General features: G+C 71.9%; 12 protein-coding genes. 7 read left to right on the top strand and 5 right to left on the bottom strand.

The features are described 5' to 3' along the window. Positions 1-63: 63 nt before the first annotated feature. From OHA65_RS24560 to moeZ, 7 genes are all read left to right on the top strand, one after another. A complete protein-coding gene (locus OHA65_RS24560; protein WP_328763575.1) occupies positions 64-1071 on the top strand; it encodes an alpha/beta hydrolase in 1008 nt (335 codons plus the stop codon). 5 nt (positions 1072-1076) lie between these two features. Beyond that, complete coding sequence (locus tag OHA65_RS24565) at positions 1077-2480, top strand: DUF3152 domain-containing protein (protein WP_371644711.1); 1404 nt, start codon at positions 1077-1079, stop codon at positions 2478-2480. Positions 2481-2881: 401 nt separating this feature from the next. Further along, a complete protein-coding gene (gene pelF / locus OHA65_RS24570) occupies positions 2882-4543 on the top strand; it encodes a GT4 family glycosyltransferase PelF (RefSeq protein ID WP_328763578.1) in 1662 nt (553 codons plus the stop codon). Further along, positions 4540-5436: a hypothetical protein gene (locus OHA65_RS24575; RefSeq protein WP_327285286.1), complete on the top strand. Its 897-nt coding sequence runs from the start codon at positions 4540-4542 to the stop codon at positions 5434-5436. The genes pelF and OHA65_RS24575 overlap by 4 nt, the downstream gene beginning before the upstream one ends. A 154-nt stretch (positions 5437-5590) precedes the next feature. Continuing rightward, positions 5591-6658, top strand: a complete 1068-nt coding sequence (locus OHA65_RS24580; RefSeq protein WP_328763579.1) for an NAD-dependent epimerase/dehydratase family protein — start codon at positions 5591-5593, stop codon at positions 6656-6658. Further along, positions 6646-7395: a spherulation-specific family 4 protein gene (locus tag OHA65_RS24585; RefSeq protein ID WP_405762435.1), complete on the top strand. Its 750-nt coding sequence runs from the start codon at positions 6646-6648 to the stop codon at positions 7393-7395. Before OHA65_RS24580 ends, OHA65_RS24585 begins: the two co-directional genes overlap by 13 nt. 63 nt (positions 7396-7458) lie before the next feature. After that, positions 7459-8637 carry an adenylyltransferase/sulfurtransferase MoeZ gene (gene moeZ, locus OHA65_RS24590; protein ID WP_327285289.1) on the top strand — a complete coding sequence of 393 codons (1179 nt, stop codon included), beginning with the start codon at positions 7459-7461 and terminating at the stop codon, positions 8635-8637. Between the two features lie 85 nt (positions 8638-8722). Here the strand turns inward: moeZ and OHA65_RS24595 are convergent, their stop codons facing one another. The 5 genes from OHA65_RS24595 to OHA65_RS24615 form a co-directional block, all read right to left on the bottom strand. Continuing rightward, positions 8723-10324, bottom strand: coding sequence for an alpha/beta hydrolase (locus OHA65_RS24595; RefSeq protein WP_327285290.1), 1602 nt, complete (start codon positions 10322-10324; stop codon positions 8723-8725). An 83-nt stretch (positions 10325-10407) separates the two neighbouring features. Continuing rightward, positions 10408-11076, bottom strand: a complete 669-nt coding sequence (locus tag OHA65_RS24600) for a hypothetical protein (RefSeq protein WP_327285291.1) — start codon at positions 11074-11076, stop codon at positions 10408-10410. 2 nt (positions 11077-11078) lie between these two features. Further along, positions 11079-15737, bottom strand: coding sequence for a putative T7SS-secreted protein (locus OHA65_RS24605; RefSeq protein WP_329314473.1), 4659 nt, complete (start codon positions 15735-15737; stop codon positions 11079-11081). After that, complete coding sequence (locus OHA65_RS24610) at positions 15737-16369, bottom strand: hypothetical protein (RefSeq protein WP_327285293.1); 633 nt, start codon at positions 16367-16369, stop codon at positions 15737-15739. Before OHA65_RS24610 ends, OHA65_RS24605 begins: the two co-directional genes overlap by 1 nt. Continuing rightward, a complete protein-coding gene (locus OHA65_RS24615; protein WP_328763587.1) occupies positions 16366-16800 on the bottom strand; it encodes an SseB family protein in 435 nt (144 codons plus the stop codon). The genes OHA65_RS24610 and OHA65_RS24615 overlap by 4 nt, the downstream gene beginning before the upstream one ends. Between the last annotated feature and the right edge of the window lie 19 nt (positions 16801-16819).

Genomic DNA, 16819 nt, shown 5'->3' on the forward strand with positions numbered 1-16819 from the left:
CCCCATGCATCTGTGATGCCGAACACAAGAGTCCGGACGTGATCGTCTCGTAACATTGGCCGCATGTCTTCGACCGAGCTGCCGGGTGTGCGATCCACATCCGAGGCGTCCTCCCAGGTGGGAGCCGTCCACGTCGCCGAGGGGGAGCAGCTGCGCACCGTGGTGCTGCCCGGACTGGAGCTCGCCGTCCGGTCCCGGCCCCCGGCGTGCACGGGTCTGCCGCCCGCTCTCTTCGTCCACGGACTCGGCGGTTCGTCGACGAACTGGTCGGACCTCATGGTGCAGCTGGAGGACACCGTCGACGGCGAGGCCCTCGACCTGCCCGGCTTCGGCTGGTCCCCGCCACCCGCCGACCGGGACTACTCGGTCACGGCGCTGGCCCGCGCGGTCATCCGGCACCTCGACGCCGCCGACCGCGGCCCCGTGCACCTGTTCGGCAACTCCCTCGGCGGCGCCGTCTCCACCCGCGTCGCGGCGGTCCGCCCCGACCTGGTGCGCACGCTCACGCTGGTCTCGCCCGCACTGCCCGAGCTGCGCGTGCAGCGGTCGGCCGTCCCGACGGCCCTGCTCGCCGTCCCCGGGACGGCCTCCCTGTTTCTGCGGCTGACCCGCGGGCTGACCGCCGAGGCGCGCACCCGAGGGGTGACGGCGCTCTGTTACGGAGACCCCTCCCGGGTGACACCGGAGGGCTTCGCCCACGCCGTCGAGGAGATGGAACGGCGGATGGCCCTCCCGTACTTCTGGGAGGCGATGAGCCGCTCCTCGCGCGGCATCGTCGACGCGTACACCCTCGGCGGGCAGCACGGGCTGTGGCGCCAGGCGCAACGGGTCCTCGCCCCGACGCTGTTGGTCTACGGTGGCCGGGACCAGCTGGTCTCGTACCGTATGGCGCGCAAGGCGGCGGCGGCCTTCCGGGGTTCGCGGCTGCTGAGCCTGCCCGAGGCCGGGCACGTGGCGATGATGGAGTACCCCGAGGTGGTGGCGGGCGCCTTCCGGGAACTGCTGCACGACACCGACCGGGAAGCCCAGGGCATCCGGGACATCCGAAATTCTGAAGACGGCAGAGGCTGAGGACCGTGGGACGACATAGTCGCAAGGGGCCCGCTCCGGCCCCCGCCCCTGTCCACCCGGCGCCGGCGGCGGAGCCCGCAGCGCCGTTCCCGTACGAGGAGCCCCTCCCGTACGAGGAGCCCCTCCCGTACGAGGAGCCCCTCCCGTACGAGGAGCCCCTCCCGTACGAGGAGCACCGTCCGTACGAGGAGCAGCCCCCGTACCAGCAGCACCGTCCGTACGGCGGGCAGCGCGGGTACGAGGAGCCGCGCGGCGGCCACCCCGAGCAGCGCGAGCCCGGCGGCGCCTGGGGCGCGGGGCCCGACGCGGTCTACGGGGACTGGCACGGCGTCCCGCGGGCGCGGCGTTCGGCCGCAGCCGTCCTGGACACCGACACCCAGGCCTTCGGCACCCCCGCGGCCGGCTTCCCGCAGGTGACGCTCCCGGCGCCCGCGCCCGCGCCCGACCCCTTCACTTCCACCGGTTCGCACCACCGCGTGCCCGGTCCGCGTACGCCGGTGGAGACGGCCGCCCCGACCCCGCCGGCGGCGCCCGCCGCTCCCGCCGGGCCCGCGGCCCCCGCCGAGGAGCAGCCCCGCTCCGGTCGCGGGCGCAAGGTCCGTACGTACACGGTGGCCGCCGCGGCGGTCACCACCGTGCTCGCCGTCGTCGTCGCCGTGCAGGTGAACTCCGACGGGGACAGCGGCTCCTCGCCCACCGCGCGGGCCGCCGGCGACAACGGCAAGCGCGCCCAGCCCGGCAGCTCCGCGGCCTCCCGCTCCGACGGCCGGGCGACCCCCGCCGCACCGGCGGCACCCGCGGTGGAGCTGTCGTACGAGCAGAAGATGGCGCAGCAGTTCCCCATCGACGAGAAGCTGAAGGGCTCCGGGGCCTTCGACACCGTCCCCGGGGTGGCGCCCGCGCCCGGCAAGGGCAAGAAGGTCCGCTACCGGGTCGACGTCGAGCAGGGGCTGGGTCTGGACGCGCAGCTGTTCGCCGAGGCCGTGCACCGCACCCTCAACGACGACCGCAGCTGGGGTCACGGCGGGACGAAGACCTTCGAACGGGTGCCGGGCGGCGACGCCGACTTCGTGATCACGCTGGCCAGCCCCGGCACCACCGGCGTGTGGTGCGCCAAGTCCGATCTGGACACGACCGTCGACAACGTCAGCTGTGATTCCGCCTCCACCGAGCGCGTCATGATCAATGCGTTCCGCTGGGCGCAGGGCTCGACGACGTACGGCGCGGACCAGATGTTCGCCTACCGGCAGATGCTCATCAACCACGAGGTCGGACACCGCCTCGGCCACGGGCACGTGAACTGCCAGACCCCGGGCGCACTCGCGCCGATCATGCAGCAGCAGACGAAGTCCCTGGACATCGGCGGAATCCAGTGCAAGGCCAACCCCTGGGTGTTCCCCGGGAATTGATGGGCACTAGGTCGTGAACTGCGCCTTCGTGCGCCCGAGTTCAGCGGCGACGGGCCCGGCTCCGCGTTCGACGTGACGACCCGGGCCCGGGTCTCGGTGCTGCTGGCCGCCGTACCGGCCCTGGACCCGGGGCTCGCCGCCGCGCGCCGCCCTCGCGGCAGCGGCCCCTTGCGCAAGACGAGGGGCGCGAGGGGTACGAGGGGCCACGAGAGGTACGAGGGCCGTAGGCCCTTTCTAGCGCGCTCGAACGCGGGCCGTGGGCGAAAGTTACGACTCTTCACCCCTTCCGGTGGCGCGACGGACAACCGTCCGTCGCGCCTTCGGCATATCCGCTTGAGTTTCCCGCGGCGGGTCACCGGACCGACGGCGGCCGCCTGAACGGGAGATCGGGGGTGCCACTCGTGCGGATCGGACTGCTCACCGAAGGTGGTTATCCGTATGCGACGGGAGAGGCGAGGCTGTGGTGCGACCGGCTGGTCCGCGGGCTGCCGCAGCACGAGTTCGAGCTCTACGCGCTGAGCCGCAGCGCCGAGCAGGAGGAGCGCGGCCGGGTCGTCCTGCCCGAACACGTCACCCGCGTCTGGACCGCCCCGCTCTGGGCCCCGGCGGACGACGGGCACACGTACTCCCGGCGTGAGCGCCGCCGCTTCGCCGACTGCTTCAAGGAACTGGTCCGCGGGATCTGCGCGGGCGAGCCCGAGCCCTTCGCCGCCGGACTGTACGGACTGGCCGAACTCGCCCGGGAACAGGGCGGGCTGTACGCGGCCCTGCGTTCCGAGACCGCGGTGCGGGCGGTGGAGTCCGCCTGCCGGGCCCCCGGCGCGCTCCGCTCCGTACAGCGCGCGCAGGTCGCCGACCTGCTGGACTTCGTCGACGAACTGGAACGGCTGCTGAGGCCGCTGTCCCTCGACTGGTACGAGGACCTGCGCGAGGTCGACGTCTGCCACGCGGCGGCGGGGGGTGTGGCCGCGCTCCCCGGCCTACTGGCCAAACGCTTCTTCGGGGTTCCGCTGCTGGTCACCGAGTACGGGGTCCAACTGCGGGCCCACTACCTGGAGCACGCGGCGGACGCCCCCGCAGGACCCGCCGGACCCGGCGGACGGGGAGGCGCGCCCAGGCCCGCGGTACGGGCCCTGCTCGCCGCCTTCCACATGCGCCTGGCCACCGAGATCTACGCCCGGGCCGACCTCCTCACCCCCGGCAACGCACACGCCCGGCGCTGGCAGGAGCGCTGCGGCGCCCCCCGGGACCGGCTGCGGACGGTGTACCCGGGAATGGAGGCGGACCGATTCGCCAGCGTCGGCGAGGACCCGGACCGCGGCGACCCGGACACCCTGGTCTGGGTCGGCCGGATAGAGCCCGCCAAGGACCTGATCGCCCTGTTGCACGCCTTCGCCGAGGTACGCAGGGCCGCGCCGCAGACCAGGCTGCGGATCTTCGCGACAGCCGTGGTCCCCGGCTACCTCGCCGACTGCCGCTCGCTCGCCGCACAGCTCTTCCCCGACGAGGCCGTCGACGCCGTCACCGTCGGGGAGAACCCCGTCTCCTTCGAGGAGATCGGCGGCCCCGACGCCCCCTCGCCGGCCGACGCGTACGGCTGCGGACGGGTGGTCGTGCTGTCCTCGGTGATCGAGGGCTTCCCGATCACCCTCGCCGAAGCCATGCTCTGCGGCCGGGCCACCGTCTCCACCGATGTCGGCGCCGTGTGCGAGGTCATCGGCGGTACCGGCCTGGTCGTCCCGCCGCGCAACCCGCGGGCCCTGGCCGACGCCTGCCTGTCGCTGCTACGGGACCCCGAGCGCGCCCACCGGCTCGGCGCGGCCGCCCGGGCCCGGGCCCTGGAGCTGTTCACCGTCGAGCAGAACGTCGCCGCCTTCCGCGAGATCTACCTCCAGCTATTGGCCCACGGATCGGCCCGGCCCGACGGCGGGATCCCCTTCGAACAGCCCCCCGAGGCCCGGGTCCCGGGCCACTGGACGAGCCCCGCCTGGGCGGCCCCGGACCCCGCGCCCGCGAAGACCCCGAACACCACCACGACCACGACCACGGAGGCGACGGTATGACCCTGGACGAAGCCGCCCCCGTCACCGCGGCCCCCCGCCGCAGGGCCGCCGGGGACCCCGTCAAGACGCTGCTGCACCGGCACCGGGCCCTGTGCGAGCGGGCCGTGGACCCGCTGGAGATCGCCGCCGGACTGGAGGTGCAGGGCATCACCGACCGCACCGCCGCCCGTTTCCGGCACCGGGACGTGTTCTCCCTCGCCGAAGAGCTCTACGCCCGCACCCCGCGCGGGGACGAGCCGGCCGCGCCCTGCGCCGTCCGGCCGTCCGACGCCCGGGCCTTACGCGGCTTCGGGTACGCCGTACTCCCCGGAGCCGTCGCGCTCGGGGCGTCCGCCGCCGGGGTGCCGTTCGCCGGGCCCGTCGCCGTACTCGTCACGGTCGCCGCCCTGGTGTGGCCCGCCGGGCCCGCGCCGGTCTCCGCCGGCCGGTTCCCCTACGCCGCGCTGCTGCTCGCCGCGGCCGCCGTCGGCTGGGCCGTGCACCGCCACGGCACGCCCCTCGGCGTCGCCCTCGCCCTGGCCGCGGCCCCCGGGTACCTGGTCGGCGCCGTGTTCGCCTCCCGCGCCCGCAGCCGGCTCGCCGGTAGCCGCGCCCTGGAGGACTTCGCGGACCGGGCCCGGCCGCTGCTGATCGCGGCCGCGCTGGCCTTCACCGCGGCCGCCACCGGGGCGGCCGCGATCGCCGGAACCCCCTACGCCGTCGCCGTACCGCTCGCCCTGCTGCTCTTCCTGGCCCGCCTGCTGCTCGTGCACGGCGCCCCGCGCGGGCCCGTCGCCGCAGCCCTGGCCCTCGTCCTGGTCCCGACCCCGCCGGCGGTGGCCGCCGCCGCGGCGGGGCTCCTCGTGCACGCCGCCCTCGTGCTGTCCCGCGCCTCCGCGCACGCGCGGCACTGAGCCGGGCCCACCCCGTCCCGCCGCCGCTCTTCGGAGCCGCCGCCGAGGCGCCGTACCCCCCCACATCCCCTACCCGCGTCTACCCCCGACCCCCTGCCCAACGACCAAGGAGACACAGGATGACCGGCCAGCCAACCAACCGAGGGGCCGCGCGATGAGGGTGCTGCTGATCGGAGCCAATGGATACCTCGGCCGCTACGTCGCCGACCGGCTGCTCGCCGACCCCGCCGTCCAGCTCACCGCGCTCGGCCGCGGCGACGACGCGGACGTCCGCTTCGACCTCGCCACCGGCAGCCCCGGCGCCCTCACCCGGTTCCTCGACGCCGTCCACCCCGGCGTCGTCATCAACTGCGCCGGCGCCACCCGCGGCGGGGCCCGGGAGCTGACCCGGCACAACACCGTCGCCGTCGCCACCATCTGCGAATCCCTGCGCCGCAGCGGATGCGGGGCCCGCCTCGTCCAGCTCGGCTGCGCCGCCGAGTACGGGCCCAGCCAGCCCGGATCGTCCACGGCCGAGGACGCCGTGCCCAGACCGGGCGGCCCGTACGGCGTCAGCAAGCTCGCCGCCACCGAGCTGGTGCTCGGATCCGGGCTGGACGCCGTCGTCCTGCGGATCTTCTCGCCCGTCGGGCCCGGCACCCCCGCCGGATCCCCGCTCGGCCGGCTCGCCGAGGCCATGCGCCGCGCGATGCAGTCCGGGGACGGCGAGCTCAAGCTCAGCGGGCTCGGCGTCCAGCGCGACTTCGTGGACGTACGGGACGTGGCGCGGGCCGTGCACGCCGCCTCGCTCTCCGCCGCCCAGGGCGTCGTCAACATCGGCACCGGGCGCGCGGTCCGGCTGCGCGACGCCGCGGCGGTACTGGCCCGCGTCGCCGGGTACGGCGGCGCCCTGCACGAACTCGACGTACCGCAGCAGGGCCAGCACGGGCAGCACGGGCAGGGCCACGGCCACGTACCGGGCCACGGCGCCGGCCACGGACACCCGCTCGGCTACCAGGGCCGGCCGCAGCAGCTCGCCGCCATCGGCTCCCCGCGCTCCGAGGCCACGGCCGAACAGCTCGCCGCGGCCGCCGTGGCACCCGCGTACCCGTACCCCGACGGCTGCGGCGCCTGGCAGCAGGCCGACGTGCGCACGGCCCGGGACCGGCTCGGCTGGCGGCCCCGGATCGGCCTGGAGGAGTCCCTCGCGGACATCTGGATGGAGGCGGCGTGCCGCATCTGACGACGGCGACGACGGCGGCCGCCGCGACCGAGGCGGGCCGCCTCGGCCTCGGCGTCCCCGGCTACGCCCACCCGCTGCTCGCCCCGGTCGAATGGGCCGAGCTGACTCGCCCCGGGACCCCGCTGCACTGGACCGTGCTCAATGTCACGGACGGCCCGGGCGGCCGACCCGACCCGCACTGCACGGAGGCCGCGGGCAAGCTCCGGGAGGTGGGCGGGACCGTACTCGGCCATCTCGCGATGCGAGACGGTGCGCGGTCGTTCGGCGAGCTGGTGTCGGACGCGCACCGCTACCTCGACTGGTACCGGGTGGGCGGCTTCTATCTGGCCGAGGCCCCCGCGGACCGGGCCGAACTGGCTGCGGTGCGCCGGGTCGCCGACGCCCTGCGCGGCCTCGGCGACGACCTCCGCATCGTGCTGGGACACGGCACGCACCCGTACGAGGGCTACACGGAGGCCGCCGACCAGCTGGTCACCTTCTCCGGGGCGTGGGTCGATTACCGCTGGTCGCAGGTGGCCGAGTGGACCGCTGAGCACCCGCCCGAGCGTTTCTGCCACCTGGTCCACGGGGTGCCGCGGACCCACCTGGAGGAGGCCGTCCGGATCGCCCGCTGGCAGGGCGCCGGCACGATCTGGTTCACCGACCGGGGCAACGCCGGAGGTCGCGATCCATGGACCTCAATGCCCGCTTACTGGGACGAATTCGTCTCGCGGATCGGACCGGGTGTCTCGGAATGAAGAAGGGCGTGGCAGTGTTACGGAAAGAACCACCGTTCAGACTTTCCCATCTACGGAGTCCCCGTGTCGCTGCCACCCCTGGTCGAGCCAGCTGCTGAGCTCACCGTTGACGAGGTCCGTCGGTACTCCCGCCACCTGATCATCCCGGATGTCGGGATGGACGGCCAGAAGCGCCTGAAGAACGCCAAGGTGCTGGCCGTGGGCGCGGGCGGCCTCGGCTCGCCCGCCCTCATGTACCTGGCCGCGGCCGGCGTCGGCACGCTGGGCATCGTGGAGTTCGACGAGGTCGACGAGTCGAACCTCCAGCGCCAGATCATCCACAGCCAGTCGGACATCGGCCGCTCCAAGGCCGAGTCCGCCCGCGACAGCGTGCTGGGCATCAACCCGTACGTGAACGTGGTCCTTCACGAAGAGCGGCTCGAAGCCGAGAACGTGATGGAGATCTTCAGCCAGTACGACCTCATTGTCGACGGCACGGACAACTTCGCCACGCGCTACCTCGTCAACGACGCCTGCGTACTGCTGAACAAGCCGTACGTGTGGGGCTCGATCTACCGCTTCGACGGCCAGGCCTCCGTCTTCTGGTCCGAGCACGGGCCGTGCTACCGCTGCCTGTACCCGGAGCCCCCGCCGCCGGGCATGGTCCCGAGCTGCGCCGAGGGCGGCGTGCTGGGCGTGCTCTGCGCGTCCATCGGGTCCATCCAGGTCACCGAGGCCATCAAGGTCCTCACGGGCGTCGGTGAGCCGCTGGTCGGCCGCCTGATGATCTACGACGCCCTGGAGATGCAGTACCGGCAGGTCAAGGTCCGCAAGGACCCCGACTGCGCGGTCTGCGGTCCGAACGCGACCGTCAAGGAGCTCATCGACTACGAAGCCTTCTGCGGCGTCGTGTCGGAGGAGGCCCAGGAGGCGGCCGCCGGCTCCACGATCACTCCGAAGCAGCTCAAGGAGTGGATCGACAACGACGAGTCGATCGAGATCATCGACGTCCGCGAGATCAACGAGTACGAGATCGTCTCGATCCCGGGCGCGAAGCTGATCCCCAAGGGCGAGTTCCTGATGGGTACCGCCCTCCAGGACCTCCCGCAGGACAAGCGCATCGTCTTGCACTGCAAGACGGGTGTCCGCAGTGCGGAAGTCCTCGCGGTCCTGAAGTCCGCGGGCTTCTCCGACGCGGTGCACGTCGGCGGCGGCGTCATCGGCTGGGTCCACCAGATCGAGCCCGAGAAGCCGGTCTACTAGTCACGCCCCGGAGGGGCCGTACCGCGCAGGGGCGCGGTACGGCCCCTCCGGCGTTCGCCCACGCGCCCTGCGGTCCGGCGTTCGCTCACACGCCCTCGGGCTCCTGCGGCGTCACCGGCGCCGCGGTGCCCGTGGGCTCCCCGGACGGGGTGCAGACGACCCCGGAGGGCGGCACCTTCCCGTCCAGCAGGTAGCTGTTCACCGCACCCTGCACGCACTTGTCGCCGCTGTTGTACGAGCCGTGCCCCTCGCCCTTGTACGTGAGCTCCACGCCGACGCCGGGGCCGAGCCGCTCCACCATGTTGCGGGCGCCCGCGTACGGGGTGGCCGGGTCGCCGGTGTTGCCGATCACCATGATCGGCGCCGCGCCGGGGGCGGAGACGTCCGGGGTCTCCCAGGTGCCCGGGACCGGCCAGTCGGTGCAGCTCATCAACGCCCAGCCGAGGAAGTCCCCGAAGACGGGGGATGCGGCCCGGAAGGCGGGCAGCTTCGCCTTCGTCTCCTCCAGCGTGTACCGGCCCTTGGAGTCGGCGCAGTTGATCGCCGTGTTCGAGGCGCCGAGGTTGCTGTAGTGCCCCTGCTGGTCACGGCCGTTGAGCGAGTCGGACAACGCCATCAGCAGCTGTCCCTGCCCGCCTTCGGCCTCGTCGAGCCCCTGCTCCAGCAGCGGCCACAGCTCCTTGGAGTACAGGGCCTGCGCGATGCCGTTCGTGGCGGCGGACGCGGTGAGCATCCGGGTGCCGATGCCGGGGATGGGCTTGTCCGCCAGGCTCTTCTGGAGCTTGATGATGTTGTCCTCGATCTCCTTGGCGGTGCTGCCCTGGAGCCGGCACTCGTCGCCGCGGTTCACGCAGTCCTGCGCGAAGTTGCCGAGGGCCAGCTGGAACCCCTTGGCCTGGCCGAGGGCGCTCTGCTCCGAGTTCTGCGTCGGATCGACGACGGCGTCGAAGACGGCGCGGCCGACGTTCTTCGGGAAGAGGTGGGCGTAGACCCCGCCGAGCTCGGTGCCGTAGGAGATCCCGAAGTAGTTCAACTTCTCGTCGCCGAGGGCCTGCCGGATCCGGTCGAGGTCGCGGGCGGCGTTCTCGGTGCCGACGTACGGCAGCAGGTGCCCGGAGTTGTCTTTGCAGGCCTGCTGGTACTTGTCGAGGTTGGCGACGTAGGCCTTCTCCTCCTGCGGCGTGTCCGGCGAGGAGTCCTGGGCGTAGTAGGCGTCGAGCTGCTTGTCGTCCTCGCACTTGACGGGGGCGCTGCGGCCGACGCCGCGCGGGTCGAAGCTCACGAGGTCGTACCGCGCCCGCAGGGCCTCGTACTCCGAGGCCGCGCCGGGCAGCGTACTGATCCCGGAGCCGCCGGGCCCGCCGAAGTTGAACACGAGCGACCCGAGCCGCTTGTCCTTGTTCCGCGCCTTGGCTCGGATCAGCGCGAGAGGAACCGTTTCTCCCTCGGGCTTGGCGTAGTCGAGCGGGACGTGGAGGGTGGCGCACTCCCAGTCCTTGGGCGGTGCCTGCCCACCGCCTTGGGCGACGTCGGGAGCCTCGCAATCCCCCCACTTCAGCGGCGCGGCACCCTTGGTCCCCCCGGCCTGGGGCGTCCCGCCCTCGCCGTCGTCGGAACACCCGCCGACCCCGGAGAGCCCGACGGCAACGACAACGGCAACGGCACCCCGCACCAAGTTTCGACGCATACCCCCATCCTGCGACCCCCACCCCCACCCCGCCCCCGCGCTGACCCGTTCGGGGCGCCGTGGTCAGCGATGACCTGGCGGTTTCAGCGGCCGGGAACGCTGACGAGCAGTTCCTTGAGGCCGATCCGCCCCGCTCCGCTGCCGACGAGGGTGACTTTGGCCAGCGGGCCGCGCCGCCTGGTTTCCGGCCGGGGCGGGTACCAGCGGAGCGCGGTCAGCCGAACCTCGACGTCGGGCACACCGACGGCTCGGAACACCATGCCGACCTGTGCCTCACCGGTGAGGCTTTCCGCCACGCACAGCAGCTCCTCGGCGGAGCTCTTCGCGAGCTGGGTCACGTACAGCCGCGCCACGGTCGGCGGTGCGGGCTGCGCGGCGATCGCCTGAATGATGAGTTCGATGTCCTCGGACGCGGCGACACAGAACTCCTGATCGTGCTGGCTGATGGCCGTTGCGAGATCATTGAGGTCCGCTCCATCCGGACCGGACTCGTTGATCAGCCTAGCTGGCATGATCAATGAGTTCTTCCTTTCGTCGAAGAACCAGGCGATGTTTCGCGGTGTATCTCGCACCACAGAAGCGAACATTCCGTTCAGCTCCGGGTGTGGCTCGCTGAAACGCCAACCGAGCGTGGGTAGCTGGACGAGCCCGGTGGTGTGATTGATTTCGCTGGTGGACCTGAGCCAGACCACAGGTGCGAATCGCTCAAGGGCCGCCCTTGCCCGCTGGAAGCGCGGCAGTGGTTCCTCCATGGTCACCTCCACTGCGTGTTCCTGCGTAGCTGCCACAGCGCCCTCAGGTCGGCCGGGCCTTCCAATCGTATGACTCGCTCGGGGTTCTGCGATCGCAGGGCCCGCTCGTAGTCTCCTCGCGGTACTGGATCCAGACTCAGGGTCGGGTCGTAGACGTATCGACCGTCGGTGTAGACCTGATGGAATTCATATTCGACATTTCTGATTCCGTTGGCCCCGGCCTCAGGTGTCCTGAGCGTCCCGGATGGGGTGATGTAGTGGACGACCTTTCCCTCGCCCCCTGCCTGCCTCATGATGAATTCAGAGATCTCGGTGCAATCGACGTATTCGCCCCTGGGGGCTGCCCGCATGGCGTCGATCAAATTCTGTTTCGGCGGGTGGGCGGGGTTCGGCTCCCTGAAATCAAAGGGGTCGCGCTCCGGGCACCCATCCGGTGCAAGACCGTGGGCGTCTGACCAAGTGTGGGGGTTGTGTACGTACGCGGCCGGGTTGGGGGACGGGGTGAGGCCCAGGGGGTCCGGGGAGAGGTAGCGGGCCGTTTCGGGGTCGTACGTGCGGAAGTAGTTGTGATGGAGGCCCGACTCGGGGTCGTAGTACTGGCCGGGGAAACGGAGCGGGGTGTAGGCCGTCGCATCGGTGTTCCAGGTTGTGGTGCCCCACAGGGTGGTGCGGGTGCGCCATGCCGTCGTGCCGTCTTCGGCGAGGAGCTGGGTCGGGGTGCCGACCAGGTCGGTGACGATCGCGAAGAAGCGGTCGTCCACCTCGTCCTGGTCGATGCGTTCGGTCTGGGTGAGGGGGTGGAGGCCCTGGTGGGTCCAGGTGACCGTGACACCGCCGGTGGTCTGCTCGCAGAGGGTCGTGCCGTCCCAGGTGAAGAGGGTTTCCTCGACGACTGTGCCCGTTTCCGACAGGCGTCGCTTGGCGGTGCGGCGGCCCAGGGGGTCGTACGTGTACCGCCACCGCGTGCCGTCCGGGGTGGTGACCGCCGTCAGCTGGTCTTCCGCGTTCCATTCGTAACGCCAGGTGTCCGGTTTGCGGGAGAGGCGGGTCTTCTGGCGGAGGGTGACGCGGCCCAGGGCGTCGTGTTCGTAGCGGATCGAGCCCGCGCGGGTGATGCGGGTGCCCGTGTACGTGCGCTCGCCCACCGCCTCCGCGCCCGGGTGGCGGGTCGGCCAGGAGGCGTGCGTCTGGTTGCCCGCCTCGTCGTACGCATACCGCTCCGACCAGGACGTTGCCTCCACCGCCGTGACGCGGGCGGCAGAGTCGAGGGTGAACGTGCTGGGGCCGGTGACCGAGTCGTCGATGCCGGTCAGGTAGCCGTCGGCGCGATAGCTGTAGCCGCGGCGCTGGAGGGTGCGGCCGTCCTGGCCCACGACCGACTGTGCGGTCCGGCGGCCCATGCCGTCGTACTCGTGGGTGAGGGAGAGCAGCGGGTTCAGTGTGCGGGTCAGTTCCTGACCCGCCGAGTCCCGGTCGAAGCTCAGCGTGCGGCCCGCGGTGGTGAGCGTCGAGCGCCTGCCCGCCGCGTCGTACGTCCATGAGGACTCCGACCCCGTGGGGGTGGTGCGGTGCGTGCGGCGGCCCAGCGCGTCGTACCCGAACGTGAGCGTGCGGCCGTCGACCGTCTCCGAGACCAGCCTGGCCAACTCGTCGCGGAGCCAGGTGACCGTCGCGTCCGGGGAGGCCGCGGTCGCGAGGGCGTCGAAGGAGTCGTACGCGTACGTCGTGACCCGGCCTGCCGCGTCCTTGCGGAGCACCTGGCCGAGCGCGTTGTGCTCGTAGGTCGTCGTCTCGCCCACCGCGTTGCTACGGGCGCTGAGGCGGCCGGCGGCGTCGTAGCCGTACGTGAGGGTGCGGTCGTCGAAGTCCGACTCGGTGGCCAGGCGGCCCGCAGGGTCGTAGGTGTAGTCCCAGGTGAGGCCTTGGGGGTTGGTGACACCGGTGAGGCGGAGCTGGGTGTCGTGCGCGAAGGAGTAGCGGGCGCCGTCCGGGCCGGTCCGGGTGACGAGGAGGTCGAAGTCGCCGTACTCGGAGACCGTCACCCCGCCCACCGGGTCCGTGTGGGTCAGGCAGTTGCCCTCACCGTCGTACGTCCACGACTCCGTGCTGCCATCGGGGTTCAGACGGTGCAGCAGACGGCCTTCGACGCTCCATGTGAAGTACGTGGTGTTGCCGAGTGGATCGGTGATCGCGATCGGGCGGCCGAAGGCGTCGCGGACGTACTGAGTCGTCGCGCCCAGCGGGTCCGTCGTCGACACCACCTGGCCCGTCGGATCCGAGCGCACTGTCGTCGTCTGGCCCAGGGCATCCGTCACCGTCGCCAGGTGGCCGCGGACGTCGTACGAGAACCGGGTCGTGATGCCGGACGGATCGGTGACGGAGGTGCGGTTTCCGCGGTCGTCGTACGTTTGGCGGGTCACCCGGCCGTCCGCATGGACGACTTCGACGGGCAGGCCCAGGGCGTCGTACGCCGCGCGGGTCTCGCGGCCGTCCGGGCGGACCACCGCGGTGAGCCGGCCTTCTTCGTCGTAGCGGAAGCGGGTGGTGTGGCCGAGCGGGTCGGTGCGGGAGAGCAGGCGGTTGAACCGGTCGTGCTCGAAGCGCGTCGTCGCGCCCGTGGGGTCGATCTCCGCGGTGATCTGGGCACGGTCGTTGACCAGGAACCGGGTGCGGTGGCCCAGGGAGTCGATGAGGGTGGTGCGGCCCGGCTCGTAAGTGAAGCGGACGTCGAGGTGACCGTTGGTGCCGGACTGGGCGATGCAGCGGTGCTGCTCGTCGTAGACGTAGTCGAAGTGGCGGTCGTTGGTGTCGGTCCACGAGGTGATCCGGCCCAGTTCGTCGTAGCCGAAGCGCAGGGGGCGGCCCGAGGAGTTGGTGACGTCCGTGAGGTGGCCGTCCGTGTACCCGTAGCGCAGGACTTGGGTGCCGTCCGCCAGGGACAGGCCGGTTATTCGGCCGTCCGAAGACGTCAGGCGCAGCTCGTAGCCGCCGCTGTGGGAGACGGCGAGCGGGGCGCCGGACTCGTCGTACGAGAAGGCGATCCAGGCGCCGCCCCGGTCGTCGACCTGCAGCAGCGCGCCGTCCTCCGCGAAGTGGCGGACATGGCCGGAATCGGGGTCGGTCACTGTGTACGCGCCGTCGGCATCGAGGACCAGCGGCCAGCGATGGCCGTGGGACGGGAGGACGGCGGTCCCCGGCTCGGGGGTCGGGTAGGCGAGCAGGCTTCCGTCCTCGCGGACGAAGACGATGCCTTCCTCGTCGATCTCCAGGCGCTGGTCGACCGTACTGGCCCAGGTCGGGCCGAACCACCGGCCCGAGCGGTACGAGGATTCGAAGGTGCGGTTGAAGACCAGCGGCAGCGAGCCGGGCAGCACGAGGTCGGTCTGAGGGAGGATCATCCGGCCCGTCGCCATGTCGACCGGGTCCTCGCGGCAGGTCAGGTCCTCCCTCTTGGCGCGCGCCGCAGCTTCTTGTTCGGCCTTCTGTGCCGCGCGCGTCGCCTCCTTCCGGGCCGCGTTCTCCGCGCCCGTCTCCGCGGCACGGGCACCCGTACGGGCGGCTGTGCGGGCGGCCCCGCCCGCACCCTTGGTGCCGATGAATTCCGGGGCGAGGCGGCCCCAGCCCTCACTCGCGTCGCCTTCGAAGCTGTCGAGGACGGCGCCGGGGATGCGCTCCGGGTGCGAGGCCGTGGAGACGAGGCCCGCCAGGGTCATGTTGAGGTGCTGCGCGTACTCGGCGGGGTGCGTGAGGTTGTACGGGTCCGCCGGGTTGAGGCCGCGGGCGAAGTTCAGCAGGTCCGCGGTGCCCTTCACGACCCCGCCCGTGAAGTGGGTGAGCTCGACGGCCTGGGCCCCCTCGTGGTCGAGGAAGCCGGACCAGGCTCGCTCCATCGCGGGCGGCTTGGCCGGGGCGTGCTCCAGAGCGGTCTGCAGTACCTTCTGCACTGCCGAGGCGGTCTCATCACGCTGGCGGCGTGCCTCGTTCAGGATCTCCTGGGCCCGTTTGCGGTCCGCCGCGCCCACGTCACCCGGGACGGTCGGCTTCGGGCCGGGATCGTGACCGGCCTTGGCGGCGGCCTCGTACTCCTCGGCCTTGGTCTCGTAGGCGGCGTCCGCGTCCTTCGTGGCCTTGTCGCCCTTCTTGTAGAGGTGGACCGCCTCTCCCGCCTGCTGCTGCGCCCACTGAACCGTCTCCGTGTACCGGGCCAGCGCGCCGGCGGCAGCCTCGCAGGCGTCGGCCGCCCGGAGCCAGTCCGTCGGATGCATCGCGAACTTCTCCCGGAAGGCGTCGGCCGCCGCGCCCTTCCAGCGGCCCGAGTCCAGGGCGCGCATGCCCTCTCCGACCCGGTCGAACGCCGTCTGGAAGTCCCTGAAGTGCTTGGCCGATTCCCGGATCGCGGAGGGCGAGCCGTGGATCAGCTCGTTGGCCTCCTCGGTCTGGCCGAGTTGCTGCTCACCCACCGTGGCGCCGAGGTTGGTGGCGGCGTTGTCGCCCCAGTCCTCGACCTTGTCCGCCGCGCCGTGTGCGCCGACGTGATCGAGGGCTTCGCCGATCCCGTCGGTGGCCTTGTCGATGCCCTCGCCGGCGACCTTCTTCGCCGACTCCCAGCCGTGGTCCAGCCTGTCCAGGCCCTTGTTGACCAAGCTGCCCCAGTCCGCCATCAGTGCTCACCCTCCGCCTGAGGCTCGGGTGCGGGGCCGACCAGGTCCTCCACCACGGTGTTCATCTCGTCGCGCAGTCCGACTGCGTTGAGGGCCTGGTTGGAGAGCAACATGTCGGAGCTGTTCAGGTCGCGGATCGTGGTCTTCCAGGCCTCCTTGCTGCCCTCGGTGGCCCGTTCATAGGACTCGCCGCTGTAGTCCGCGTCGCGGACCTGGGTGTACGGATTGTCGGAGAGGACGTCGTCCCAGCTCTTCGCGGTGATGTCCGCCTCGGAGGCGTACGGATTGCCCATCACGGCGTTCGTGCCCACCTTGAACGCGCCCTGGACGTACTGGTCCTGCTCGTGTACGAGACCCGCCGACAGGCCGACGTTGAACGCGAAGCCGTTTCCCTGCTGGACCAGCGAGCGCACCCCCCACTCCCAGCGCTCGCAGAACGTCCTGAGGGTGGATGTCAGACCTTCGTGACCGGTCTGCATGCCCGACAGGGCGAGCTCGGAGAAACCGCGGCCCATGCCCGCGGTGCCGACCGAGCCGACCTCCTTCAGCTCGGCCAGCGTTTCCGTGATGCCGCGCGCTATCAGCCCGAGAGCCTCTTTCGAGACGTCCAGATCCGGCTGGTCCCCGCTCACGCCGCCACCTGCCCGTCCAGTGCCGCCGCGTCCGGCACGATGCCGCGCAATGGAGGAAGCACCACCCCGTCGGGGCCGGCCGCGTCCAGTGCCACCCCGCACGGGAAGTCCAGGGCCGCGAGCAGCTCGTCCAACAGCCGGGCACCCGTGATGCGCCGGTATGGCCACTCACGTTCGGCCTCGTCCCGTGCCGCCGCGAACCGGGCCAGCGCCTCCTCGTCGGAGAACGCGCAGATCCAGTCCAGGCCTCCGAGTCCGGCCGTCCACAGCCCGCCCCGCTCGTCCAGCGGTACGAGCACCACCCGGCTGCGGAAGTCGGCCAGCCGCTCCAGTACCGCTGTGCAGGCCAACTCGAAGGGATCGGCGGCGGGTTCGCGCACGCGGCCCGCGGCCTCCGTCCGGAGCCGGCCCCACTCCTCGTCGAATCCCACTCCGACACCCCCCGCTCAG

This window comes from Streptomyces sp. NBC_00045 (genome assembly GCF_045041095.1).
Classification (GTDB): domain Bacteria; phylum Actinomycetota; class Actinomycetes; order Streptomycetales; family Streptomycetaceae; genus Streptomyces.